Annotated in this window: 20 protein-coding genes; 13 read left to right on the top strand and 7 right to left on the bottom strand. The window is 55.0% G+C overall.

What is annotated here, in order from left to right; genetic code table 11:
• Genes bcsF through bcsC form a run of 8 tightly spaced genes read left to right on the top strand, consistent with a single transcriptional unit; the run spans position 1 to position 12317 of the window.
• Complete coding sequence (gene bcsF / locus ACZRJQ_RS16490) at positions 1–192, top strand: cellulose biosynthesis protein BcsF (RefSeq protein WP_463979514.1); 192 nt, start codon at positions 1–3, stop codon at positions 190–192.
• A complete protein-coding gene (gene bcsG / locus ACZRJQ_RS16495; RefSeq protein WP_463979391.1) occupies positions 179–1834 on the top strand; it encodes a cellulose biosynthesis protein BcsG in 1656 nt (551 codons plus the stop codon). Before bcsF ends, bcsG begins: the two co-directional genes overlap by 14 nt.
• The gene (gene bcsR, locus ACZRJQ_RS16500) at positions 1804–2058 is read left to right on the top strand and encodes a cellulose biosynthesis protein BcsR (protein ID WP_463979392.1); all 255 of its coding nucleotides are present in this window, start codon (positions 1804–1806) and stop codon (positions 2056–2058) included. The genes bcsG and bcsR overlap by 31 nt, the downstream gene beginning before the upstream one ends.
• Entirely contained in the window at positions 2055–2777 is a 723-nt protein-coding gene (gene bcsQ / locus ACZRJQ_RS16505; protein ID WP_463979393.1) for a cellulose biosynthesis protein BcsQ, read from the top strand. Before bcsR ends, bcsQ begins: the two co-directional genes overlap by 4 nt.
• Positions 2774–5377 carry a UDP-forming cellulose synthase catalytic subunit gene (gene bcsA / locus ACZRJQ_RS16510; RefSeq protein WP_463979394.1) on the top strand — a complete coding sequence of 868 codons (2604 nt, stop codon included), beginning with the start codon at positions 2774–2776 and terminating at the stop codon, positions 5375–5377. The genes bcsQ and bcsA overlap by 4 nt, the downstream gene beginning before the upstream one ends.
• The gene (gene bcsB, locus ACZRJQ_RS16515) at positions 5374–7695 is read left to right on the top strand and encodes a cellulose biosynthesis cyclic di-GMP-binding regulatory protein BcsB (protein WP_463979395.1); all 2322 of its coding nucleotides are present in this window, start codon (positions 5374–5376) and stop codon (positions 7693–7695) included. Before bcsA ends, bcsB begins: the two co-directional genes overlap by 4 nt.
• Before the next feature lie 3 nt (positions 7696–7698).
• A complete protein-coding gene (bcsZ, locus tag ACZRJQ_RS16520; protein ID WP_463979396.1) occupies positions 7699–8808 on the top strand; it encodes a cellulose synthase complex periplasmic endoglucanase BcsZ in 1110 nt (369 codons plus the stop codon).
• A complete protein-coding gene (gene bcsC, locus ACZRJQ_RS16525) occupies positions 8796–12317 on the top strand; it encodes a cellulose synthase complex outer membrane protein BcsC (protein WP_463979397.1) in 3522 nt (1173 codons plus the stop codon). The genes bcsZ and bcsC overlap by 13 nt, the downstream gene beginning before the upstream one ends.
• Before the next feature lie 94 nt (positions 12318–12411).
• Here bcsC and ACZRJQ_RS16530 read toward each other — a convergent pair whose 3' ends face one another.
• On the bottom strand, positions 12412–13497 hold the full coding sequence (locus ACZRJQ_RS16530; RefSeq protein WP_463979398.1) for a hypothetical protein: 1086 nt from the start codon (positions 13495–13497) through the stop codon (positions 12412–12414).
• 531 nt (positions 13498–14028) lie between these two features.
• Between ACZRJQ_RS16530 and ACZRJQ_RS16535 the strand changes: the two genes are divergently transcribed.
• Positions 14029–14451 carry a hypothetical protein gene (locus tag ACZRJQ_RS16535; RefSeq protein ID WP_463979399.1) on the top strand — a complete coding sequence of 141 codons (423 nt, stop codon included), beginning with the start codon at positions 14029–14031 and terminating at the stop codon, positions 14449–14451.
• 38 nt (positions 14452–14489) lie between these two features.
• Here ACZRJQ_RS16535 and ACZRJQ_RS16540 read toward each other — a convergent pair whose 3' ends face one another.
• Entirely contained in the window at positions 14490–15026 is a 537-nt protein-coding gene (locus ACZRJQ_RS16540; RefSeq protein ID WP_463979515.1) for a GNAT family N-acetyltransferase, read from the bottom strand.
• A 517-nt stretch (positions 15027–15543) separates the two neighbouring features.
• Between ACZRJQ_RS16540 and ACZRJQ_RS16545 the strand changes: the two genes are divergently transcribed.
• Positions 15544–17130: an ABC-F family ATPase gene (locus ACZRJQ_RS16545; RefSeq protein WP_463979400.1), complete on the top strand. Its 1587-nt coding sequence runs from the start codon at positions 15544–15546 to the stop codon at positions 17128–17130.
• Between the two features lie 90 nt (positions 17131–17220).
• On the opposite strand, the gene ACZRJQ_RS16550 is transcribed toward ACZRJQ_RS16545, so the two are convergent.
• Together ACZRJQ_RS16550 and ACZRJQ_RS16555 are read right to left on the bottom strand one after the other, a co-directional pair.
• A complete protein-coding gene (locus ACZRJQ_RS16550) occupies positions 17221–18252 on the bottom strand; it encodes an alpha/beta hydrolase family protein (protein WP_463979401.1) in 1032 nt (343 codons plus the stop codon).
• 157 nt (positions 18253–18409) lie between these two features.
• Positions 18410–19021 (bottom strand): FMN-dependent NADH-azoreductase, encoded by a 612-nt coding sequence (locus ACZRJQ_RS16555; protein ID WP_463979402.1) that lies wholly within the window; start codon positions 19019–19021, stop codon positions 18410–18412.
• 126 nt (positions 19022–19147) lie between these two features.
• Between ACZRJQ_RS16555 and ACZRJQ_RS16560 the strand changes: the two genes are divergently transcribed.
• Together ACZRJQ_RS16560 and ACZRJQ_RS16565 are read left to right on the top strand one after the other, a co-directional pair.
• Positions 19148–20056, top strand: a complete 909-nt coding sequence (locus tag ACZRJQ_RS16560; protein WP_463979403.1) for a LysR substrate-binding domain-containing protein — start codon at positions 19148–19150, stop codon at positions 20054–20056.
• A gap of 11 nt (positions 20057–20067) precedes the next feature.
• Entirely contained in the window at positions 20068–20412 is a 345-nt protein-coding gene (locus ACZRJQ_RS16565) for an MmcQ/YjbR family DNA-binding protein (RefSeq protein ID WP_463979516.1), read from the top strand.
• 4 nt (positions 20413–20416) lie between these two features.
• Here the strand turns inward: ACZRJQ_RS16565 and ACZRJQ_RS16570 are convergent, their stop codons facing one another.
• Positions 20417–20815, bottom strand: coding sequence for a DUF1294 domain-containing protein (locus ACZRJQ_RS16570; RefSeq protein ID WP_463979517.1), 399 nt, complete (start codon positions 20813–20815; stop codon positions 20417–20419).
• 35 nt (positions 20816–20850) lie between these two features.
• Positions 20851–21681: an undecaprenyl-diphosphate phosphatase gene (locus ACZRJQ_RS16575; RefSeq protein ID WP_463979404.1), complete on the bottom strand. Its 831-nt coding sequence runs from the start codon at positions 21679–21681 to the stop codon at positions 20851–20853.
• 286 nt (positions 21682–21967) lie between these two features.
• Here ACZRJQ_RS16575 and ACZRJQ_RS16580 point away from each other — a divergent pair, with 286 nt between their 5' ends.
• On the top strand, positions 21968–23602 hold the full coding sequence (locus tag ACZRJQ_RS16580; protein ID WP_463979405.1) for a methyl-accepting chemotaxis protein: 1635 nt from the start codon (positions 21968–21970) through the stop codon (positions 23600–23602).
• A 46-nt stretch (positions 23603–23648) separates the two neighbouring features.
• Here ACZRJQ_RS16580 and ACZRJQ_RS16585 read toward each other — a convergent pair whose 3' ends face one another.
• The gene (locus tag ACZRJQ_RS16585; protein ID WP_463979406.1) at positions 23649–25013 is read right to left on the bottom strand and encodes a TolC family outer membrane protein; all 1365 of its coding nucleotides are present in this window, start codon (positions 25011–25013) and stop codon (positions 23649–23651) included.
• Position 25014 lies beyond the last annotated feature (1 nt).

Here is a 25014-nt window from a genome sequence, read left to right on the forward strand (position 1 = left end):
ATGAAGTTGCTTGATCTCATTGTCATCACCAGTGTGGTGAGCATTCTATTAACCCTGTTCTCGCGGCGTTTACGGGTGCGTTTGAAGATTCACTTCGAACAATACCTGCGACCGCGTTATATGAAATCACGCGGTGTTCGACGCCGTGCGCCTGCCAGTTCGTCTCAGAGAGCACCTGATGAGTCTGTTTAAGTCTCCCTCCTCCGCGCGGCAAATTTCCGGTCCATGGAAAGGCCTGGGGGCTTGGAATTTGTATTTTCTTGCCAAGTTTTTGTTGGCCTGGACCGGCCACTTAAATTTGCAGGTGCTGCCTAACGTGATCTTCGCGGTGGTGTTGCTGATTCCCATTGCACACCCGATGGTACGTCGCGCCCGGACACTGTTGGCAATCCCGGTGGCCATCGCGCTGCTGTACCAGGACACTTGGTTTCCGCCGTTCAGCCGTTTGCTTGCGCAGCCCGGTGTACTGGACTTCTCAGTGGACTACATCATTGAGTTGCTCGGTCGCTTCATTGACTGGCAGGTCTGCGCCATGTTGCTGGTGTTGATGGTCGGTTACCTGTTTTTCAATCAATGGCTGCGCCTGACCACGTTTACGCTGCTCGGGCTGTGCTGGTTAAGTGTGGGCAATCTGCAATGGCTGGTGCCGCAAGTCGCTGAACAGCCGGTGGCCAATGCCATGTCGGGCACGGCAACGCCAACGCCAACGCCAACGACTGTCGGCGCAGAGCCAGACGACGAAACGCTTAATGCCTATCTCGACACGTTTTACAAGAACGAAGCGCAGCGTAAGGTTGAGTTCAAGGAACCAGACGTCAAGCCTCCGCCATTTGACTTGCTGGTGATTAACATCTGCTCGATGGCGTGGGATGACTTGGAAGAAGTTGGTCTGCGCGACAATTCACTGCTCAGCCAAATGGACGTGATTTTTGACAACTTCAACTCGGCCACTGCTTACAGCGGCCCTGCGGCCATTCGCTTGCTGCGGGCAAGTTGCGGGCAGACGTCCCATGCGCAGTTGTACAAGAGCACCGCAGACCAATGCCTATTGTTTGATGACCTGCGCAAGCTCGGCTTTTCTGATGAGTTGATGCTCAACCACACCGGTGAGTTTGACGGGTTTCTTCAAGAAGTCCGCGAACAAGGTGAGCTCCCGCCGCCCGCACTGGGTGTCAACCCTGGCGTGCCACGGGCTTATGTCAGCTTCGACGGCTCACCGATCTGGCGTGACCGTGATGTATTGAGCAAGTGGTGGCAACACCGCTTGGCCGAAGACAAGCCGAATATGGCGCTGTTTTACAACACCACCACCCTGCATGACGGCAACCGCCAAGTGCAAGCGGATGGTGGCACCCAGCGCGCCGATTACAGCAGCCGGGCGCAAGTGTTGCTGGATGACCTGAATGCCTTCCTCAAAGAGCTGCAAAAAAGTGGGCGCCGCGTCGTGGTGGCCATCGTGCCTGAACATGGCGCAGCCCTGCACGGCGACCGCATGCAGATTTCCGGCATGCGTGAGATCCCTAGCGATTCCATTACTCACGTGCCGGTGGGCATCAAACTGATCAATATGGGTGACAGCGGGCAAACCGCGCCGCTGCACATCACTCAACCAAGCAGCTACTTGGCGGTCGCAGAGATCATTGCGCGTCTGTATGCCGACCCGGCGCTGGGCCAAGGTAAAACCGTTGATTGGTCAGCACTGTTGGCCAACTTGCCACAAACGCAAAAAGTGTCGGAAAACTCGGGAACCGTTGTATTGGATTACAACGGCAAACCCTATGTACGAATCAAGGAGGACGGCGGATGGCTACCTTACCCACAGCGCTTCAAATAAGTGCCGATGTCCTCTCGCGTAATGAGCGGTCAGATGATATTGCGCGGCTCAAGTCGATGATGAATCTGCCTGAGCTGGGGTATATCGATGTGTCCGCACAAATGGAGTTGCTCCAGGCCTTTGAGCGCTGGCCGCTACTGGCGCATCTGGAAGCGCAGCGCACACCGCAAGCACCTGAAGTTCAGCCACTGGACTTGCGAAAGCACTCGGAGAAAACTCAGTGACTGCGTTGAGCCTGCGAGGTATCCGTGGCGGGGGCGGCACCAGTTCAACGCTGGCCGCCTTGGGTTATGCCCTGCATACGCTGGGGCAAAAAGTGCTCGTGGTGGACATGTGCCCGGAAAACGCCCTCGGCTTGCACTTCAATCTTGACCTTGCGCCTTCCGGTGGTTGGGCGCGGGCTACGCTGGACCAACATCTTTGGCAGCAACAGGCATGGTCTGTGTTACCGGGCTTAAGCGTGTTGCCATATGGGCAGTTGGACATGGCAGAGCACAGTCAGCTGGACGCTCTGCTGCTCGCCAGCTCACAGTTGTGGAGCAAGCGGCAGGCCAGCTTGGCTGACGCTTATGACTGGGTGTTGTTTGACCTGCCGCAACGCTTGCAGGGGCATGCCACAAACCCGCGTTGCGATCTGTCGATCACAGTGATCAATGCCGACGCTGCTTGCCACGTACTGTTGCAACCTCAACTCACGCGCTCTGCGCTGATGATGGTTAATCGCTACGACCCCGGCATTAATTTACAACGTGATTTGGCACTCATTTGGCAGCACCGCTATGCAAGCTCATTGGTGCCAATCAGTCTGCATGCCGACGAAGCGATGGGAGAAGCCTTGGCCTGTCGTGAACCTGTGGGTCGCTACGCGCCGGGCAGCCTGATTGCTCAAGACATCATCAGTCTGGCCAGTTGGTGCCTGTTACGGGCCAGGAGGCTCGAATGATCGGCCGCTGGTTTCCTTATACGTACTTGCGCCGAGAGCAAAATTGCACGCGCTTTACAGCCTTCACCCTGGCGTTAATGCAAGCGCTGGGTTGGGTGTTTTTGCGCCTTGAATCTGCGAACTGGCAGGCACTGCGTGAGCAACACCGACGCTGGTATCCTCACTTGGCTGACAAACGCCCCACCATCGGCGATCCATTGCGTTATGCCATTCAGACGGTTTGGCTGCTGTTTGTGCAGCCAATCGACCACAACTTGGTTCGCCGCCAACGCGCTCGACGCCGCGTAAAGACGCAGCTACAGACTTATTTGCGGATATTGCAAAAGCCCTGGAATGTGCTGTCGGATGCCTTCGAGCGGTTGCCCAGCGCCATTGGTCCTCAGGTCAGCAAGGGCTCCCATTGGTGGGACGCCATGCGCCAACCCACACGCAAGATGCTGTATATCGCCATCGGCGTGATTGTGGTGGTGTTAACCCTGATTTGCGTGACCGAGCCTTTTGGCTATTTGGCGCAGTTGGTGTTTGTGGTGCTGTTGTGGGTGATCGCAATGCTGGTACGGCGTATGCCGGGCCGCTTCCCCACGCTGTTGTTGATATCGCTCTCGATCATCGTGTCATGCCGTTACCTGTGGTGGCGCTACACCTCGACATTGAACTGGAACGACACGCTGGATTTGGTGTGCGGGATGATTCTGCTGGCGGCCGAGACCTATTCCTGGCTGATCCTGATTTTGGGTTACATCCAGACCTCGTGGCCGCTTAATCGCCAGCCAGCGCAGTTGCCCGCTGACCCGCGTGAATGGCCGGTGGTCGATCTGCTGATTCCCACCTACAACGAAGAGCTGTCCGTTACCCGTGGCACGGTTTACGCCGCATTAGGCATTGACTGGCCCAGGGACAAATTGCGTATTCACTTGCTCGATGACGGCAACCGGCCCAGCTTCAAGGCTTTCGCCGATGAGGCAGGCATCAACTACATCGCCCGCACCGATAATCGCCATGCCAAGGCTGGCAACCTGAATCATGCGCTGACACAAATCGATGGCGAACTGGTGGCGATCTTTGACTGCGATCACATGCCTGTACGCTCTTTTCTGCAATTGACTGTGGGCTGGTTCCTGCGTGACCCCAAGTTGGCGCTGGTACAAACCCCGCACCACTTCTTGTCGCCGGACCCGTTCGAGCGCAACCTTGGCACGTTCCGTAACCGACCCAACGAGGGCGAGCTGTTCTATGGCTTGGTGCAAGACGGCAACGACATGTGGAACGCAGCGTTCTTCTGCGGCTCTTGCGCCATTGTGCGACGTACTGCGATTGATGACATAGGCGGCTTCGCCGTCGAGACCGTGACCGAAGATGCACATACCGCATTGCGCTTGCATCGGCACGGCTGGAATTCGGCCTACTTGCGGATTCCGCAAGCGGCGGGCTTAGCCACCGAAAGCCTGTCTGCCCACATCGGTCAGAGGATTCGCTGGGCTCGCGGCATGGTGCAGATCTTCCGTACTGACAATCCGCTGATGGGCAAAGGGCTGACGATTTTTCAGCGCATCTGCTACGCCAACGCCATGCTGCACTTTTTGGTGGGCTTACCGCGGATAATCTTCCTCACAGCACCGTTGGCGTTCCTGTTGCTGCACGCTTACATCATCTATGCCCCGGCGGTGATGATTCTGCTGTACGTGTTACCTCACATGATCCACGCCAGTTTGACCAACTCCCGGATGCAAGGCGCTTATCGCCAAACATTCTGGGGTGAGGTGTATGAAACCGTTTTGGCCTGGTACATCGCACGCCCCACCACCGTAGCCTTGTTCAGCCCTTCACGGGGTAAGTTCAACGTCACGGCCAAGGGCGGCATGATGGAGCAAAACCAGTTTGACTGGCAGACCGCTCGCCCTTATCTGGTGTTGTCACTGCTCAACGTGTTGGGTTTGGGTTTTGCCGTATGGCGCCTGTTTACAGGGCCTAAAGACGAAATCCTCACCATCTTGGTCAGCGTGTTGTGGGTCATTTATAACCTGCTGATTATCGGCGCGGCCGTCGCGGTGGCGGCTGAAGTGCGCCAGGTACGTCAGACGCATCGCGTGCAAACCCGTCTGCCGGGCGCCATCAAGTTGCTCGATGGTCACCGCTACCCTTGTGAATTGGTGGACTACTCCGATGGCGGGGTCGGTCTGATGTTGGGTCAAGCCTTGCAATTACCTGTTGGCACACCTGTGTCGCTGGTGCTTCAACGTGGTACCCGCGAGTTTGTCTTCACTGGCACCCTGACCCGCTCCCACGAGCTGTTTATGGGCTTGAATTTTTCCAAGTTGTCGCCCGAGCAAAAGGTCGAGTTTGTGCAATGCACCTTTGGCCGCGCCGATGCCTGGCTGGATCACAACAGCGGATTCGAAGCCGATAAGCCGATCCAGAGCCTTAGCGAAATCCTCGCATTGGGCGTCAAAGGTTATTACCGCTTGTATGAATACCTGCCTGCTTGGGTACGTCATGTTGCACGCCCGTTCATGCGAATTCTTCAGTGGCTGGGCAGCTTTTTGCCGCGCATGCCCAAAGCGTCCACCCCTCTTATTTCCCGGCCAGTGAGCAGATCATGAGTCGTTTCGCTAAAAAAACAGTATTTGCCAGCCTTGCGCTGATGACCTTTGCCACACAGCTGATGGCGGCTCCCCTGCCCTTGCCGAGCAATACGCCGGTGTCGCTGCCAACATCGGTGCCCGAGCAAACCACCGAGTCTCTGCCAAGTTGGACCGTTACTCGCACATTTGAGCAACTGGGCCGCAACGCTGACACGTTGCTGTTGGGGATCAATAGCGCAGAGCAAGTGGAATTCAGCCTGCGCCGCGATCGCATTGCCAGCGATGCGCACTTGCAGCTGGAGTACACCGCCTCGCCTTCGTTGATTCCAACCATTTCGCACTTGCGCGTGTACCTCAATGACGTGCTGATGGGCGTCTTGCCGATCGAGAAAGACCAGCTTGGGCGTAAAACCACCCAGCAAATGGCCCTTGATCCGCGCCTGATTTCAGACTTCAACCGCGTGCGTCTGGAGTTCATTGGCCACTACACCGACATGTGCGAAGACCCGGCCAACAACACGTTGTGGGTAAACATCAGCCGTGCCAGCAGCGTTACTCTGCAGGAACAGGCCTTGAGCCTGAAAAATGATCTGGCGTTCTTCCCGCTGCCGTTTTTTGACCCCCGTAACACCGGCAAGCTGGAGCTGCCGTTCGTGTTTGCCGCCAATCCCACTTTGGGTGAGCAAAAAGCCGCTGCCATTCTTGCTTCCTACTTTGGTAGCCAGTCCAACTGGCGCGGAGCTGAGTTCCCGGTACTGTTCGACGCCTTGCCGAGCGTACAAAACAAAGAAGCGACTCAGCCGACCATCGTCTTCGCCACCAACGATCACCGCCCAGCGTTCATGAGCGACTTGGAGAAGTTCCCAGCGGTGACTGCGCCCGTGGTCGAGCTGATAAACCATCCAAATGCGCCCTACAGCAAAATTTTGCTGGTAATGGGCCGTAACGAAGAAGACCTGACCACTGCTGCTAAAGCGCTGGCGTTGGGCGGCAATTTGCTGCGAGGTTCACGCGCCACCATCGACAAGGTTGAAGAGCTGCAACCCCGTAAGCCATACGACGCGCCAGCCTGGATGCGCACAGACCGGCCCGTGCGTTTTGCAGAGTTGATGAGCTACCCGCAGCAACTACAAGTCAGCGGCCTGCAACCACGGCCCATTACGTTGGACGTGAACTTACCGCCCGACTTGTTTGTGTGGCGCAACCAAGGTATCCCGCTGCGCACTCAATACCGCTACACCGCACCGACGGCTAACGATGATTCGCGTCTGAATATCAGCCTCAACGACCAATTCATCACCAGCCTGCCGCTGCAACGCAAAAACACCAGCAATCTGGAGGAGCTGCGTTTGGCCGTGCTGTCTAACGACTCGGCCAATGCCAACGACAAGTTGATTGTGCCGTCGCTGAAAATTGGCGACCGTAACCGCCTGCGTTTTGACTTCAACTTTGCCAGCACCGTCGGTAGCGCTCAGCGTGATCGTTGCCAGACCATCCTGCCGGCCAACACTCAGGCGATCATCGACGAAGACTCCACCATTGACCTGTCGGGTTATCACCACTACATCAGCATGCCTGACCTAAAGGCCTTCGCCCGCAGTGGTTTCCCATTCAGCCGCATGGCTGATATGTCGGAGTCCATCGTGGTGGTTGCGCCAAACATGTCGCCGACCCAAATCAGCACCCTGCTTGAAGCCGTCGCGGGTATTTCCGCTCGCACCGGCTACCCAGCGTTTGGCGTGCGTTTGAGCAATGACTGGGACAAAGCCTCCAAAGAAGATGCCGACGTGCTGTTGCTAGGCCAGATCGCACCAGATCTGCGCGACAACCCAGACCTGAGCGTATTGCTGCAACGCCAACACGACATGCTTGTTCAGCCCCACAGCAACACCGGCGTACACCCCAGTGATCGCCGTGGGCCATCCACTGATGCGCGCACTCAACCTGCCAGCCGGGTAGAAGTTACTGCGCAAGCGCCAATTGCCGCTATTTTGGGCATGCAGTCGCCGCATCATAACCAGCGCAGCATCGTCGCCTTGCTAGGCAATGACGACGCCGACTATGGGTTATTGCGTGAAACCTTGGGTGACACCGGCAAGTTGGACGCAGTGGCGGGCTCTGTCTCATTGATTCGAAGCAGCGGTGTGTACAGCCAAATGGTGGGCGATACCTATTTCGTCGGTAACCTGCCGTGGTGGTTGTTGCTGTGGTATCAACTCTCAGAACACCCGGTACTGTTGGCTGTGCTGGCGGTTATCAGTGTGTTGCTCAGTGCTTTCTTGTTGTGGCGTGCATTGAGCTGGGCGGCCCATCGTCGTCTGAACAAGGACGAATAAGCGATGAAACGGATTGCGGCCCTCGCCCTGACGTTGACCCTTGGTTTGCCCTGCCTGGCGAGCGCCGCAAGCTGCAACTGGCCCGCCTGGGACAGTTACAAGAACGCCATGATGACCCGTGACGGGCGCATCATTGACCGCTCTTCACCGGAGTTGATCACGACTTCCGAAGGCCAGAGTTACGGATTGTTTTTTGCCTTGCTTGGCAATGACCCGGACAGTTTCGCCACATTGTTGAACTGGACCCGAAACAACTTGGCCGAAGGCAGCCTTGAGGCTCATTTGCCCGCCTGGCTTTGGGGCAAATCAAAAGCGGGAAAATGGCAGATCCTTGACACCAACAATGCCACCGACGCTGATTTGTGGATCGCCTACACCCTGCTCGAAGCAGGACGTTTGTGGGGTAAACCTGAGTATTCGGCGCTGGGGCAAAACATGCTCTGGCGCAGCGCCGCCCAGAGCCTGCGCAAACTGCCAAAACTGGGCTTGATGCTGTTGCCCGGGGATGTAGGATTTGACAGCCCCGACGGTTGGCGCTTAAACCCCAGCTACTTGCCGCCGCAACTGTTGGCCCGCTTTGCGAAAATCTCACCTGTTTGGGCTGAAGTCGCCAGCAACCAACAGCGCATGCTGATCGAGGGCTCGCCCAAAGGGTTTGCCCCCGACTGGTTGCTCTGGAAGGCCGGTACGGGTTGGGCGCCTGACGCCAAAGAAGGCAGTGCAGGTGACTATGACGCCATCCGGGTGTACCTGTGGGTCGGGATGTTGGCGCACGACGCGGCTAATCGCCAAACCCTGCAAAAACACTTTATGCCTATGGTTGCACTGACCCAAACCTTGGGATATCCGCCGGAAAGTGTTGATGCCCAGACCGCTCAGTACACCGGCAAAGGCCCGGCAGGTTTTTCTGCGGCTATGCTGCCATTGCTGACCAGCACAGACTCGCCCGCCAAGTTGGTGCAACAGACCCGGGTGCAGCAAGATCCCCCCGCCCCTGATGCTTACTACAACCAGTCACTGCTGTTATTTGGCCAAGGCTGGGATGAACAACGCTATCGCTTTGACAAGGATGGACAGCTTTTACCGGCCTGGACTGACACATGCAAAAACTAAAGACATGGGCATTCGTGCTCAGTGGTTTGTCCACTGCCGCCTTTGCGCAACCGAGCAGCGTACAAGAGCAACAGCAATGGTTACTGGAGCAGGTGCGTGTTGGCGAGGCCATGTACCGCGAAGATTTGGTGCGGGACTCATTGGCCCGGCTTGAACTGATCGCCCCTGATGACCCGCAAGCGCTGGTGGCGTCAATTCGCCAAGCGCTGCTGGAGAAAAAACTGGAGGTTGCTCAAGAACGTTTTGCGCACTTGCAACAATTAGCGCCCAACTCGGCTGCGTTTCGTCAGGCGCAAAGCCTGATGAAGTTGCAAGACCCAGAGAGTCAAAAAGCCTTGCAACAAGCGCGCTTGTTTGCAGCTGCGGGCCGCCCTGAAGAATCGGCAGCTATTTTTGAACAATTATTCGGCGATGCACCACCCAACTTTGCCATCGCACTGGAATACCTGCGAATTCGCAGCAATATCCCCGGTCAGCGCCCCAAGGTGATCGATCAACTGCGCCAGTTGGATGGCCAATATCCAGGCAATGCGGGCCTTCGCCAAACATTGGCTGATCTGTTGTTCCGAGAAAAGCGTGCCCCTGAAGCGCTGGTCGTTTTAGAACAACTGTCTACCGACCCGCAAGCCAGCAATGCCGCTGCTGACCGCGAATATGAATACCTCAATACATTGCCGGTCGATCGCCAGACCTTGCTGGCATGGCAAGCATTCGTGAAACGCTACCCGGCGTCACCGACTGTGATTGAAGCCAACAAGAACTTACAAACCCAACAGCGATTATTGGCTGATCCTGCTTGGGTGGCCGGGGCGCAAGGCAAGCAGATGATTGAGCAATCGCGCACCCCAGTGGTTGCCGAAGGTTTGTTACGCCGTGCGCTCAAACATTACCCCGACGACCCAAGCCTTTATGGTGCGCTGGGCCTGGCCCTGCTTCGACAGAGCCGCTATGAAGAGGCCAACGCCACTTTTATAACAGCGCGCAACAAAGAGCAGGACACGTCCTATATGAGTCAGTGGCAAGACCTGATGGATGCCAGCCACTACTTGATGCTAATCAGCCAGGGTGAAAAGGCCCTGGACCGCAAAGACTTCGCCACTGCGCGCAAAGCGTTTCAGCAGGCGCGCACAGCCAAGCCTAACGATGCTGATGCGCTGATTGGTCTTGCCGGGGTTGCCCGAGGTGAGCTTAACGATATCCAGGCTGAAGCCTTGCTGTTGCAAGCGCGCAAACTCGAGCCCGGCAATGCCAGCGCAGTGCGGGCATTGGTGCGTTTGTACACCGCCCAGTCTGCTGAAAAGGCCAAGGCCTTCCTCGACAGCCTGCCCGCCTCCAGCCAAAAAGAATTCGCAGGCCTGCGCCAAACAATGGTGCTTGATGAGCTTAATCAACAGGCAGATGCCGCAACAGCCCGTAAAGACTGGCCGCAGGTGGTTAGCCTGTTGAGTAAAATCCGCAACATCACACCTGACGAGCCCTGGTTGACCTACCGCTTGGCCAATGCTCAACGTGAAATCAATCAGCCCGGCCCGGCTGACGACAGCTTTAAACAGTTGATGGCCCGCCAAGGGCAAAACCCGGAAGCGCTTTATGCCTATGGGTTGTACCTGTCGAGCACTGGCCGTGATGCCAGTGCATTGAGCACACTGGAGCGTCTGCCCGAAGCGCAATGGAGTGACTCCATGCGTGAGTTGGGCGCGCGATTACAGCGAAACGTCTTGGTTGCTCGCGCTGAAAGTCTGCGTACTGCCGGGCAAGAACAAGCCGCCATTGCATTGCTGATGCAAAACCCAAGCAACGAAGACCTGATGACTGTTGCAGGTTGGGCGCAGGAACGCGGCGACTATCGTCAAGCGCAAAACCTATACAGCCAAGTGCTACTAAAAGAGCCGAACAACACAGATGCGCGCTTGGGCCAAATCGAAACCCTGATTGCCAGCAAACAGCTTGTGCCTGCTCGTCAGCAACTGACGCAACTTCAACCTGCGCCTGACTCTGCACTGACGCCTTCACAGCAACGCCGTGTGGCCAACGCTTGGTCAGAACTTGGCGAGCCTGAAAAGGCCAGTGCGATGTTTGCTGAACTGCTCAAGACACCACAAGCCGACCCATTGATGTACCGTGATGCAGCACGTTTGATTTCCGCCAAGCAGCCGCAACAAGCTCTGGACTACTACGCCAAAAGCATGGCTGGGCAAGGGTTGATCACCCCTGAGCAGGCCAGCCCCCGTGACAACCGCGCCATGACTTTGGCCAGCCGGGCTAAAGACAATGACGACTGGATGGCAAGCAGTTTACGCAGTGATGTGGATGAGTTGTACCAGCGACAAAACCCTACCCTGCATCTGTACACCGACTACGGCTGGCGTTCGGATGACGCATCCAAAGGCACCTCCGATACCGATACCCGCACACGCATTTTGCAATTGGACTTACCGATTGCGGATGGCAAAGGTTGGGTGCGGGCTGAACAACTGAACATGAATGCCGGGGATTTTGAGACCAATGACGACGGGCGAGTGACTGAAGCCTATGGCACCTGCCAAGTGGGTCAAAGTAAGGATGGCGATACAAGGGGCTGCGCTGAAAGTTCGCAATCGGCGAAAGGCACAATGATGGCTCTGGGTTGGAAGAATTCACAGTGGGAAATTGACTTTGGCCGTACACCGGACACTTTCAAAGTGCCTAATTGGCTCGGCGGCATTGCTTACAGTGACAAAATCGGCTCATTGGGCTGGACACTGACGGGCTCGCGTCGGCCATTAAGCAACTCGATCGTTTCGTATGCCGGTGCTAAAGATCAGTTGACTGGCACCACTTGGGGGGGCGTTACCTCTAACGGCCTCACCTTGGGCCTGAGCCACGATGAGGGTGGCAAGGACGGTGTATGGGCCAGTTTCGGTCAACATTGGCTGCGAGGGCAGAATGTCGAAAATAACCATAAATCAACAGCGATGGCGGGCTATTACTACCGCCTTGTTGAGCGGGCCAACCATCGCCTGCGTACTGGGTTGACCGTTATGTACTGGGGCTATGACAGGGATTTAAGCGAATACACCCTCGGCCAAGGTGGTTACTACAGTCCCCAGCGCTACTACTCGATTGGGGTGCCAGTCAATTACGCGTGGCGCAGTGATAACTGGTCGTTGTCAGTGGAAAGCTCTGTGAGCTGGTCGAAGGCCAAAACCTCTAGCAGCAACCTGTACCCTTTGGACAACTCAAAACAAAAGCTCGACGAAATACTGGGTGAAAACGGCTATGACGTCATCGCAAATCCTGTTCTGGAGAAAGATGGCGGCAGCAGTAGTGGTATTGGTTACCGCGTGCAGGGGTTGGCTGAACGCAGATTGACCGAAAACTGGGTATTAGGTGCAGGCGTGCTTTATCAGCACAGCGATGACTACGCGCCCAGCCGGGCCTTGATGTACCTGCGTTACACCTTTGACGTGTGGAAAGGTAACTTGCCGGTACCCGTGCAGCCGTTGGTGCCTTACGCTGATTTCCGCTAGTTGATCGTGCCTACCTATTAATAATGCTCAGTAGATACCCGGCACAAGCCGGGTTATCTAGCAAGCAAGTACATGGAGGCTTGTTGGATCAGTTCTACGACACAAGTTCTTTGTGCATTAAGTGCTGATAAATATTTTTTCTTCGCTGGCCCAAGACCAATCGATTAACCGGGTGGTTAAGCCAGCGTTCCAACTGATCGCATTCAAGTGGCTTTTTGAGGCGTTTTTCTGCATTTTCGCGTGCTTTTTCCCACCATACGGGTGTGCAAGCCTGATCAAACGGGTTGGGATGAGGGTAGCAACCGTAGAGGATCTCGCGCATAAACTGGCGTTGCTGTTGGGGCAAGGCGAGTGTCACCACTTTATAAAGCAAACGCTGCAAGGCTGGTGGGCGTGGCAAAAAAGCAGTTACCAGACGCGTTTCATCCAAAGCAAAACTGCACGTTGGGTCAGCTTCGTGCTTATCCAACCATGCTTTAATTTTGGCGCGAAACAACGCCTTGCGGCTCCAGTAGTGGTGGATCAAGTCCGGGCAGTCGCTTACTTCTAGCGTGCGATAGGCTGCCACGGACAAACAAAACTCTTCTAGTGTGTAAGTCCCCTGGGCCAAGGGGTACAACTCATCCATCAGGGCAATGGATTGGTCTAGAACAGAGGCATCGTCTTTGTGCAGCCCTATCACCCCAGAGTTCAGGAGTGGCATCTGGTCGTCCGCCAGTTGGCGCTGTTGCAGCACCTCGGCCAATGTTCGGTAGAGGCACGCTTGTTTGTTAGCTCCGTAAGTCATGCTCATGGCGTTACATAAAAGAGTACCGGGCTTGACGCGGCGGAACAGTTCAAGTGGCGAGCCGTGGAAAAAGGTATCGGTATCAATCAACAACGTTCGTTCAGACTCGCGTAGCACGTGTTGCATCACTACGTGCTTTGCACGGAAGTGGTAGCCGTGCGGCTCAATCCAGCGTTGGCGCGTGCACTCGTCAAACTCACGCACCCGTACCGGCAAATTACGGTAAGGGGTCGGGTTGTCGGTGAACACCTGAATATCGAGCGCCTCGCCAGGCGTTGTACGCAAGCCTGCCAGCGCGCTGGCGATACTAAATAGCGCTTCTTGATGGTAGGTCGTAGCGCCATAAACTAAATAGACAAGTTGTGGCCGCGGTGTTGGACAAGAGATTGACATCTACTGCTAGTTTTCCGATCAAGTGGCATGTAAAAGAGGCCTTGGTATTCACCCAAAACACTCTTTTGAATGTGTTGTTATTGTTGATATTGCAGTTTTCGATTGTTTCAGGCGCTAAAACCAGAATTAAGCCGCGCAGTATATCGATGGCGAACTCCGGCATCCCTTGTTGTAATAAATGCTCACATATTTGTTATGCCAGCGTGCTGATGAATGGATTGGCAGCCGGTTTGTACCCTGCGCAGTTTCGGTCCAATGACGACTTCCCGATGCTGTTGCTTTGTACTGTTAATTCGACGATACCTTTTCACTGACTGGAGTGAGGCCGCGGGAGCCGTTGAACAGATCGATCGAGAGGTGCTTGAATTTACTGCTCAGTGTCATGCTTGCTACGAGGTAGTAAGCGTGCCTGGCCGAAGACAATCAAGTTTTGGGCCGCGCCTTCAGAACTTTAAGCTCAATGCCTCATCTATAGTGCTAGATGCCACTGAAGTGGTGGCTGGTCGGTTTCTACCCATAGAGGTAAATATAATGCGCATTACATTGGCTGTTCTTGCTCTGAGTGTGTTGGTTGCACAGGGCGCTATGGCCGCTGGAGATGGCACCTCTGCCGTCGGAGGCGGGGTTGGTGGCGTGTTGGGTAACATTGTTGGTCAGCAATTAGGTGGTTCTACGGGTGCCGCAGTGGGTGCCGGTGTTGGCGGTGCCGCAGGTAGCGCAATGGGTGCGCCCAAGGGCAATAAAACCGAAGCAGCCATAGGTGGCGGGCTTGGGTCCGCTGGCGGTTCGGTCATCGGTAACAAACTGGGAGGTACCACCGGATCTACCATTGGTGCAGGTCTTGGAGGTGCCGCCGGTGGTGCTGTGGGTAATAACCTTGCAGACGATGGCAGCAAACATAGCTCGGGCGGCAAGCATAAAAAGAGTAAGCATAAGAATAAACACCGCCGATAGACCGGTTTAAACCTATGTGGCAGCCCTTATTGGGCTGCTCATTGCACATCAGCGCGAATGACTGAATAAACGCGTGTATTACGCAATTTACCTTGAGCATTGTTTCGATCTTGTCTTAGGGTGCCTTCGAATTCAAAACCAGCTCGTTCGGCCAGTCGTTGACTCGCAAGATTTCGTTCATCCGTGGTCAGAAATACACGATTTGCATGCAAAGTCTTCATTGCATATTGCACCAATGCCTCTACTGCTTCAGTGATTAATCCGTCTCCAAGGCAATTAGTTCTCCCCCAGTAGCCGAGCTCAAAACGTCGCAAACCCCAGTGAACATAATGCAAGCCTCCGCCGCCTACTAATTTGCCGCTGGATTTAAGAATAAAAAACGCCATCAAATCTTCATTCATCAGAAACCGTGCGTAACCCTGACGGCACGATAACTCTGATTCATCTGCACTGGGGATGGGAGTTACCCACGCTAGCCAGTCTTTGAGGTGCTCTATAGACTCAACAATTGCTTGATTAAACATTACGCCATCACCAGGCTTGGCGACGCGAATCAGAAGGCGCTCAGTATGGATTTCTTCTGGGAGCTAATTGCGCGTGCACTGGGCAGGCAAGGCTTACCGATCGTCAGATTCGCGGGCACCTTAGGGCCTGGCATACGCGGCCTTCCTGCTGGATCAGAGCGCAATGAGTCCCTCATGGCGATAAAGCTGAACACCGTGCTAACCGTGAAATGGAGCACACCTTATTGCTGAACGTTAGCCCTGCGCACAAGAGCAATGCGTTGGCCCCGCAGACCTGCATGTCGCACAAGCATGCCGAGCAAGCGCTTCTCGCTCTATCGTTACGCGAGCGACCCCAGTACAATTGCCGCCATACATACGCGACCCTTTGCCTGATGACAGGAATAAATCCTGCTTTCATCGCAAATCAATTTGGGCATAGCGTGCAAATGCTGCTGTCCACCTATGCCAGATGGATCAGTTCCGCGTCTGACTGGAATGAAATATCCAAGTTCGAGATGTCGGAAATGGGTACTAAATAGGTACTGGCGCACCCCACGTAACTCTGTAACCCCCGCAGGATAACCCTTTGATCTCTACAGCTAACATCACGATGCAGTTCGGCGCAAAGCCGCTATTCGAGAACGTTTCAGTAAAATTTGGCGCAGGTAACCGCTATGGTTTGATTGGCGCCAACGGTTGCGGCAAGTCAACCTTCATGAAAATCCTCGGTGCTGATCTCGACCCGTCCGGCGGCCAGGTCATGCTTGAGCCGAACGTACGTCTGGGTAAGCTGCGTCAGGACCAGTTCGCTTACGAACAATTCACTGTGATCGACACAGTGATCATGGGCCACGAAGAGCTGTGGAAGGTCAAGGCTGAGCGTGATCGTATCTATTCGCTCCCAGAAATGACTGAAGCAGACGGTATGGCCGTCGCAGAACTCGAAACCGAGTTCGCCGAAATGGACGGTTATACCGCTGAATCCCGCGCCGGCGAACTGCTGTTAGGCCTGGGTATCGGTATTGAACAGCACAACGGCCCGATGAGCGAAGTCTCGCCAGGCTGGAAGTTGCGAGTGCTGTTGGCTCAGGCACTGTTCTCTGATCCCGAAGTGCTGTTGCTCGACGAACCGACCAACCACTTGGATATCAACACTATCCGCTGGCTGGAAAACGTGCTGACTCAGCGCAACAGCCTGATGATCATCATCTCTCACGATAGACACTTCCTGAACAGCGTCTGCACCCACATGGCTGACCTGGACTACGGCGAGCTTCGCCTGTTCCCGGGCAACTATGACGAGTACATGACAGTCGCGACCCAATCGCGCGAACAACTGCTATCAGAAAACGCCAAGAAGAAAGCCCAGATCAACGAGCTGCAAGCGTTCGTCAGCCGCTTCTCGGCCAACGCCTCGAAATCCAAACAAGCAAGCTCCCGCGCCAAGGCGATCGACAAGATCACCCTGGCCGAGGTCAAACCTTCGAGCCGTGTCAGCCCGTTTATTCGCTTTGAGCAGACCAAAAAGCTGCACCGCCAAGCGGTCATCGTCGAACATATGGCTAAAGGCTTTGATGGCAAGACGCTGTTTAAAGATTTCAGCTTTACCATCGAAGCGGGTGAGCGCGTCGCGATCATTGGGCCAAACGGCATTGGTAAAACCACCTTGCTGCGCACCTTGGTCAATGAATTGACTCCAGATGCCGGTACGGTCAAGTGGACGGAAGCTGCAGAACTGGGCTACTACGCTCAGGATCACGCCCACGACTTTGAAGATGACTACACCCTCTTCGACTGGATGGGGCAGTGGACTCAAGGCGAGCAAATGATTCGCGGCACTTTGGGCCGCATGCTGTTCTCCAACGATGACATCCTCAAGTCGGTCAAGGTCATTTCCGGTGGTGAGCAAGGTCGCATGCTGTTCGGCAAGCTGATCCTGCAAAAACCGAACGTACTGATCATGGACGAGCCGACTAACCACTTGGACATGGAGTCCATCGAGGCACTGAACCTGGCACTTGAAAACTACCCGGGCACCTTGGTCTTTGTTAGCCATGACCGTGAGTTTGTGTCCTCGCTGGCCACACGCATTATCGAGCTGAGCCCAAGTGGCGTGATCGACTTCAGCGGCACCTACGATGACTACCTGCGCAGCCAAGGCGTAGTGTTCTGATTTCAGACACTGAGTTTTGCTGAATAAGCGGTCATAAAAAACCCATCCTTGGATGGGTTTTTTATTGCTCAGAGATTTTTTTACAGACGTTTACTGATCTGCTGTGCGCAAGCCCGCATGGAGGTTCACGTCTAAAGACTTGCTGAAAAAACGCCCTGCCTCATAAATCAGATCGCGATGAATATCTTCACGGTCCACCCCTTTGGCATCGGTACATAACCCAGGCATTGCTGCTATTTGCTCGTCTGTGCAGGGCGCCATAAACACAAAATGCCCGGCCCCGGGTATCACCTTGAACTCAGGCGCGACGGGTAGTTTTCGTGCCAGCGCATCGGCATTTTTATCAGGGAACACAATCTTGTCCCCGTCGCCGCTGTAGAGCAGCACGGGCACATGCACGTCAGCCAATGTTTCACGACCGAACATCAAACTCATCGGTGCCATCAACAGAAGTGCTTTTACGCGAGGATCTGCGACGGGCTCCAAATCATCACGGTCAGCCACCAGTTCCCCTTGCGTCGTACACGCATCACGGTCATTAGGACGCTCCTCGCAGTAACGGCGCAAGCGATCCAGATCCGGCTGTGCTCCCGCCAAAATCAAGGCCGTCTCCCCTCCCGCTGAATACCCGATCACGCCCACTTGGTCTGCATGGATGTAGGGCGACAGCACCTTGTCCTCCAGCGTTGCACTGATGGCTGCGGAAATTTGCATCGGTCGCCCATAAAGATTGCTCAACGTGCCTAAACGGCTGTGGTCCTTGTAGTTGTCACCTGGGTGCAACACCGTCACGACCACAAAGCCTTTACGCGCCAGCGATGTCACAAGGTCATGCAAAGCAAGCGGTGTACCGGTATTGCCGTGCGACAGTACCAACAAGGGATAACGGCCCATCGCAATTTTGGCGTTTTTGGTGGCATTGACTTTATAACTGCCGATTTTGCTTTGCCCTTCAACCCCCTTTGAAGGGTAAAAGGCGATGGCATGCATCGGCTGATCATCGAGCGGGTCAAGAAACGTCAGGTGATGAAACCCCACACTCCAGTGCATGGCCGGCTCGGCCTGCACCCACATCGGGCAGCTTATAAAGACAAAAGCCAGTACCACGCGCAGACGCATCATGCTTGCTCACCTTCAATGGCGCGTGCTTTAAGCGCGCGTGGCCCAAATACCCACTCTTACCTTTTGCACATCTCAAGCCATCCTGTTTGGGCCAGACAAAAAAAACTCCATACCCAGGATGCGTGCCCAGAGTACAGAGTTTAGTGAATGAAGCGGCTTACGCTGCGCTGAACAAATCTTCATTAATTTGTGCGTGCGCATCGTTCATGGCTTTGCTACGCACCTCATCGCCATACGCCAAGCCATGGGCACGAACGAACTCGACATCGGTGATGCCCATGAAGCCCAACATGACTTTCAAGTAATCCTCGTGAGCGACGCCCGTAGACTGCCCTACGTGCAAACCACCGGAGGTCGAGACGACGATTACTTTTTTGTTACCGCACAAGCCTTCCGGGCCTGCTTCGGTGTAACGGAATGTTTGTCCGGCGACCGCAATACGGTCGATCCAGGCTTTAAGTTGGGTAGGAATGGTGAAGTTGTACATCGGCGCGGCAATAACCACGGCATCAGCGGCCAAAAATTGAGCCAATGTATCGCCACTCAACTGAGCTTCATGTTTTTGCGCGGCATCTCGCAGCTCTTCAGGTGTGCCCGCTGCCACCAAGGTTGCCGCAGAGAAGTGAGCGATGGCTTCAGAAGCCAGGTCGCGATAGTTGACCACAACACTTGGGTCGGCGGCCTGCCAAGCCTTCACGACTTCGTGGCTTAACTGACGTGAAGCCGAGTTGTCGCCCAGAATGCTGGAATCGATATGCAGAAGTTTCATGGTGATCTCCAAGTGAGGATCGCGACTGGGCGATCAAGTGGTGGCAATCCTACCTGTCAAAGCAATCGACGATAAGTAAGGCAAAATGCGATAGTTCGTCCCATCCATAGGACAGTGAGGCCGTGCATGCAGGATCTGAACGATCTTTATTACTTCGCCAAAGTGGTCGAAGCCGGTGGTTTTGCGGCGGCCAGCCGCATGTTGGGTATTCCAAAGTCCCGATTATCGCGTCGAGTCGCCGAGTTGGAAGATCGCCTTAACGCCCGCCTGTTACAACGCACTACACGTCAACTCAAGCTGACAGCGGTTGGCGAGCGCTATCTAAGCCATTGCCAAGCCATGTTGCTGGAAGCAGAAATGGCGGACGAGGCAGTTGCCAGCATGTCCAGTGAGCCCCGTGGCCGTTTGCGGGTGTCATGTCCTGTGGGCTTGGCTCATGAAATTATGCCGGGGGTTATCAGCTCGTTTCTCAGTGCCCACCCTCACGTACAACTTGAGGTCATCCTGCTCAATCGTCGTGTTGATCTGGTCACCGAAGGCATTGATGTCGCGTTACGGGTGCGTGAGTCAGGTGATGAAGACCCGCTGCTGGTGACCCGCCGACTGCGCCAAGCGCAAACCGTGATGGTCGCCAGTCCTCAATTTGCCAGGGATTGGCCGGTCAACAGCCCTGCTGACTTGAAACATATTCCCTTACTGGGTGCGCTTGAGGCCGACCGAATGGTGCATCTGCGCATGCTCGACGATCAAGGCCAAGCGTGCGATTTAGTGCTTGAAGCCAGATTGGGGGTCGATGATTTTATTGTGCGTAAAACCTGTGCCTTATCCGGCTTGGGCTTTACAGTGCTGCCCATGATGTATTGCGAACAAGAACTCAAAAACGGCCAGTTGGTGCAGTTGCTGCCAGGTTGGTCATTGCCTGGCGGTTGGCTGCATGCGGTCTACCCGCACCGGCGTGGCTTAATGCCAGCTGTGCGGACATGGATTGAGCACTTGGTGGAATCATTTGAGCGTTGTGGAGACAAGCTGCTATGACACGCACAATCATGAACAAACAACAGGTTGCCGCGTTCTGCCTCAGCTTGCCCGGTGTTCAGCAAGACATTAAGTGGGGCGGGGTTGAAGTGTTCTTTGTTGACCAGAGCAAAATGTTTGCCCTGTTCAATCTCAACGCTGAGGGACTTTCGTTCAAAGTCGAAAAAGAGTTGTTTTTGGGTTACATCGATCGTCCGGGCATACGCCCATCGCCTTATTTGGCGAGGGCGTACTGGATCAACATGCAAGCGCCCTACCCGATGGGCGCTGAAGAACTGCAAGACTTACTGCGGCGCTCTCATCAGTTGGTGGTCAGTAAACTGCCGAAAAAACGCCAGACAGGCTTACTGATCTAAGCGTTTAGAGATCCAGAAAGGTCATTTTCAGGAACAGCACGTCAATCCATACCGCCCAATGCACGGCCACGATCAGCCAAAACCAGATCTGGTACGACAGTTTGCGCGTTTTGTGACGAAACATTTGTTGCGCCACCAACGCTCCCGGCCAGCCACCTAGTAGCTCAACACCGTGCAGCACTTTCTCAGGGGTGCGCCATTGGCCGGCTTGGGCCTGATGCTTGTCGTACCAATACAGGCCAAATGCGAGCACGCTGGCAACCCCATACGCCAGCAACGGAATACGCGTTATCCCCGTTAGCCACAAGCTTGCGGCCCCCCCTAGCGGCACCGCGCACAACAGCGCGAAGACCAGTAGCTTTAGCTTCAAGCTGCGAATGGGTTGGCGGTTGTTGCCCGGCATCCCCACGTACTCGCGGCTGTTATGGGCTGATTTTTTCACGCTGATGCCGCCGACCAATTGATCCAGCCGAACTGCCAAGTGGCCAAAATCAACAAACCAAATGCAATGCGATACCAAGCAAACGCTGCATAACTGTGGTTGGAAATAAACTTGAGCAAGGCCCGCACAGCAATCATCGCGAAGATGAACGACGTCACAAAGCCAATCGCAAACACTGGCAAGTCGTCAGGTTGGAACAGGTGACGGTACTTGTAACCCGAATAAACAGCGGCCCCTACCATCGTCGGCATGGCCAGAAAGAACGAGAACTCAGTGGCGGCTTTACGTGACAAACCAAACAGCAAGCCACCAATAATGGTCGAGCCCGAGCGCGAGGTGCCGGGAATCATCGCCAGGCACTGCGCCAACCCGATTTTCACGGCGTCTTTCCACGTCATGTCGTCCACTGTTTCGGCGTGGATCACATGCTGACGACGTTCAGCCCACAACATAATCACGCCACCGATCACCAGTGCCGCAGCAACAGTAATGGGGTTGAACAAATATTCATGAATCACGTCAGCGAAAATCACGCCCAAGACAACCGCAGGCATCACGGCAATGATCAAGTTGACCGTAAAGCGCCGCGCGCTGGGCTGTGTGGGTAAGCCAACAACCACATCAAGAATCTTGCGTCGAAACTCCCAGACCACGGCCAGAATGGCGCCAAGCTGAATAATGATGTTGAACGCCATTGCTCGTTCGCCACCGAAGTCGAGCAAGTCAGCAACAATGATTTGGTGGCCTGTGCTGGAAATGGGCAAAAATTCCGTCAGGCCTTCTACCACTCCGAGAATCAACGCCTGTGCGGCAGTCCAAAGATCCATTGTTCCCCCATGAACCCTGCGTCGTGCAGGGTAAAAAATAGTCTGTGTTGGCCTGAAGTTCATCGCCGCGGGGTGAAAGTCAGGTGGTTAGGGTCGCCAAAATGGCGTGAAAAAAGTGTCTGAAATCAATAAAGATTCAGCTTTCTGCATTCCGGCCGAGATCCTATCAGACACGTTCCCATTTCGCTGCTATGACATTAGACGCAAGTAGCATGGGTTTGGTCTGCTAAGCATGCTTGGATGCAACTTAGTGACTACGACAAGAAGAATAAGAGGTGACGGTTCTATGAATACCTTACGCAGGTTGTCCATCAGTCAGCGTTTGTGGCTGATCTTGGTTGTGTCTATGACCATGCTGCTGGCATTGGGCTTATTAATGCTCAATCAAATCCATGACGACCTTTATGAAGGCAAAGCTCAAAAAACCCAGCACGTAGTGCAAGCCGCCAGTGGCATTCTCAACTACTACCACGGCCTGGAAACGGCCGGCACCTTGAGCCGTGAAGCCGCGCAACAGCAAGCACTTAGCGTGGTGAGCCAGTTGCGCTACGACGACGATGACTACTTCTGGATCAATGACCTGCGGCCCTACATGGTCATGCACCCCACTAACGCCAAGCTCGACGGCAAAGACCTGTCAGCCATCAAAGACCCGGACGGGTTTGCGATTTTCAACGAAATGGCCAACATCGCCAAAGCCAAGGGCTCAGGCACAGTCGACTATCGCTGGCCCAAGCCGGGCTCTGATGCTCCCGTACAAAAAACCTCATACGTGCAACTGTTTGAGCCTTGGGGCTGGGTGATCGGCTCAGGTGTGTATATCGATGACATGCAGGCCGAATTCTGGGGCCAAGTGTGGCAAGCGTGTTGGGTGGGTCTTGGCATAGCCATCATCATGGCGGCGCTGGTCACATTGATGGCCCGTAGCATTGTGCGACCACTGCAAGATGCCGTGCAGGCGATGGCCAATATTGCCAGCGGTGAAAGTGACCTTACCCGTAGCCTCGATACCCACGGGCAAGATGAGATCACGCAACTGGCCCAACACTTCAATGCTTTTGTCGCCAAACTGCGCAAAGTGGTGAACCACCTGCAATCCACCGCTACTGCTCTGGAGCAGTCGTCGACTGAGTTGGGCAATGACGCGACACAAGCCCAGCAGCGCAGTCAGCAGCAAGCCTTGCAAATGGACCAAGTGGCCACGGCCATCAATGAAGTGACTTACGCAGTGCAGGATGTTGCAAAAAACGCAGAACACGCCGCCAGTGAAATGCGAGGGGCTCAGGTGCAGGCCGAGCAAGGCCAGCAGAACATCGACAGCAGCCTGAGCCAAATCGCAGAGCTGTCGGTCACTATCAATCAAGCCGTTGAAGTGATTCGCACCCTGGCCACACAAAGCAGCGAAATCGGCAGCGTACTTGAAGTGATTCGCTCCATAGCCGAACAAACCAACCTGTTGGCACTTAACGCCGCCATTGAAGCTGCACGGGCTGGTGAGCAAGGGCGCGGCTTTGCGGTGGTTGCTGATGAAGTCCGCCTGCTGGCCCAACGTACCCAACAGTCGACCGCTGAAATCCAGTCGATGATTGAAGGCCTACAGAAACACTCAGAGGCTGCCGTGAACGTGATTGGCAACAGCAGCCGCGCGTCCCAGCTGACCATCGAGCAAGCCACTCAAGCGGGGCAAACCCTGAACAGCATTGCCCTGGCGTTGAGTAACCTCAATGGCCTGAACGCTTCAATCGCCAGCGCCACATCTCAACAGGCGCACGCCATTGAAGACATCAACCACAACGTGACCCAAGCAGCGGGCCTTTCGCAAAGCACGGCTCAAGCGGCTGAGCAGTCGAACTCAGCCAGTGTTCACCTCAAGGAACTGAGCGTGCAGCTCAATGGACTCATGCACCAGTTCAAGGCCTGAAAAACTCCGGCGGCGCAGTCTCAGACTGCGCCGCCGGTTTCGCCTGTCACTTGCCTTCTCGCGGCATAAAAGCCTCATCCACCCGCGCCAAATCCTGTTCGCGCAGGGTGCCCGCGTAAAAATGCAACTTGGTCCAAGCCAGTAGGTAGTCGTAACGGGTTTGTGCCAAATCGCGACGCGTGCTGTACAGCTGCTGCTCGGCGTTCAAAGCATCAAGGTTGACCCGCTCACCACCAAGAATGCTTTGGCGCGTGGACACGACCAATGCCTGCGCCGAAGTCAGGGCCTTTTGATAGGCGCGTAACTTGCTCACTCCGGATTGGCACGCATTGAATTGACGGCGCAGCTCAATCAGGGTTTCACGGGTTTTACCTTCCAGTTCGTATTCCACTTGCGCCAAGTTGCTGCTGGCTTGGCGCACAGAGGCCGACACCCCGCCACCGGCGTATAAAGGCATGCTGATCTCAATACCGATGGTGTTGGTGTCGTAACGCTGGTTGTAGGTGTTGCCGCTGTCAGACTCCATTTGACGCACGCTGGCATAGGCATTGAGCTTGGGCAAATGGCCTGCACGGTTTCGTTCAACTTCATAGCGCGCCACTTCCAGTGCTTCGCGTTGGGAGGCTAAAACAGGGTTGTTGGCCAGCGCCAGTTCATGCCAAGTCGAATAGGTGGCTGGCTCCAGCGCAAATGAGTTAAACCCTTCAGCCAATGGCATTAACGCGTGGATATCCACGTATGCCACACCGATCAAAGCCCCCAGTTCACGTAGCGCCGCGTCCTGTTCATCCTGTGCTTGAATTTCTTCTGCGGTGGCCAGTTCATAACGCGACTCGGCCTCCAGAATGTCAGTACGCGTGCCCTCACCTTGGCGAAACATGTGTTCGTTCTGTCGAAACTGTTGCTCGTAGGCCTTTTTCTTGGCTTGCGCGTTGTCGATTTGGTCCTGAGCAAACAGCGCTTGGGTGTAATGGGTGAGTACCCGCACCAACAGCTCTTGGCTTTTACTGCGAAAGTTTTCATCCGCAAACAGAGCCTGTGCGACGCCTTTTCGGTAGTTGGCATAGGCTTCGTAGTCGATTAGCGGCTGCTGCAACATAAAGGTCGAACCATAGCTGTTGTAGTTGCGATCCTCATGAGAGTCGCCACGTTCATTAAAGTAGGTGGCTTTGGAGTTATTACGGCCCTTGTTGTAGTTGTACGACAGTTTGGGCAACAGGCCTGCGCGGCCAATAATGCGATTTTCCAGGCCTGCGTCGCGCTCTTTCATGGCAGCGAGAAACTCGGGGTCATTGCGCAGGGCCTGTTCGTACACCTGAAACGGCCCCATCGCCTGCACGCTGGCAGCCATGCCAGCCCACAACAGCAACGCCACACTCAACATTGAAGCTCTTTTCATACGTCGCAACATC

The sequence above is a fragment of the Pseudomonas sp. E315 genome (assembly GCF_055406205.1).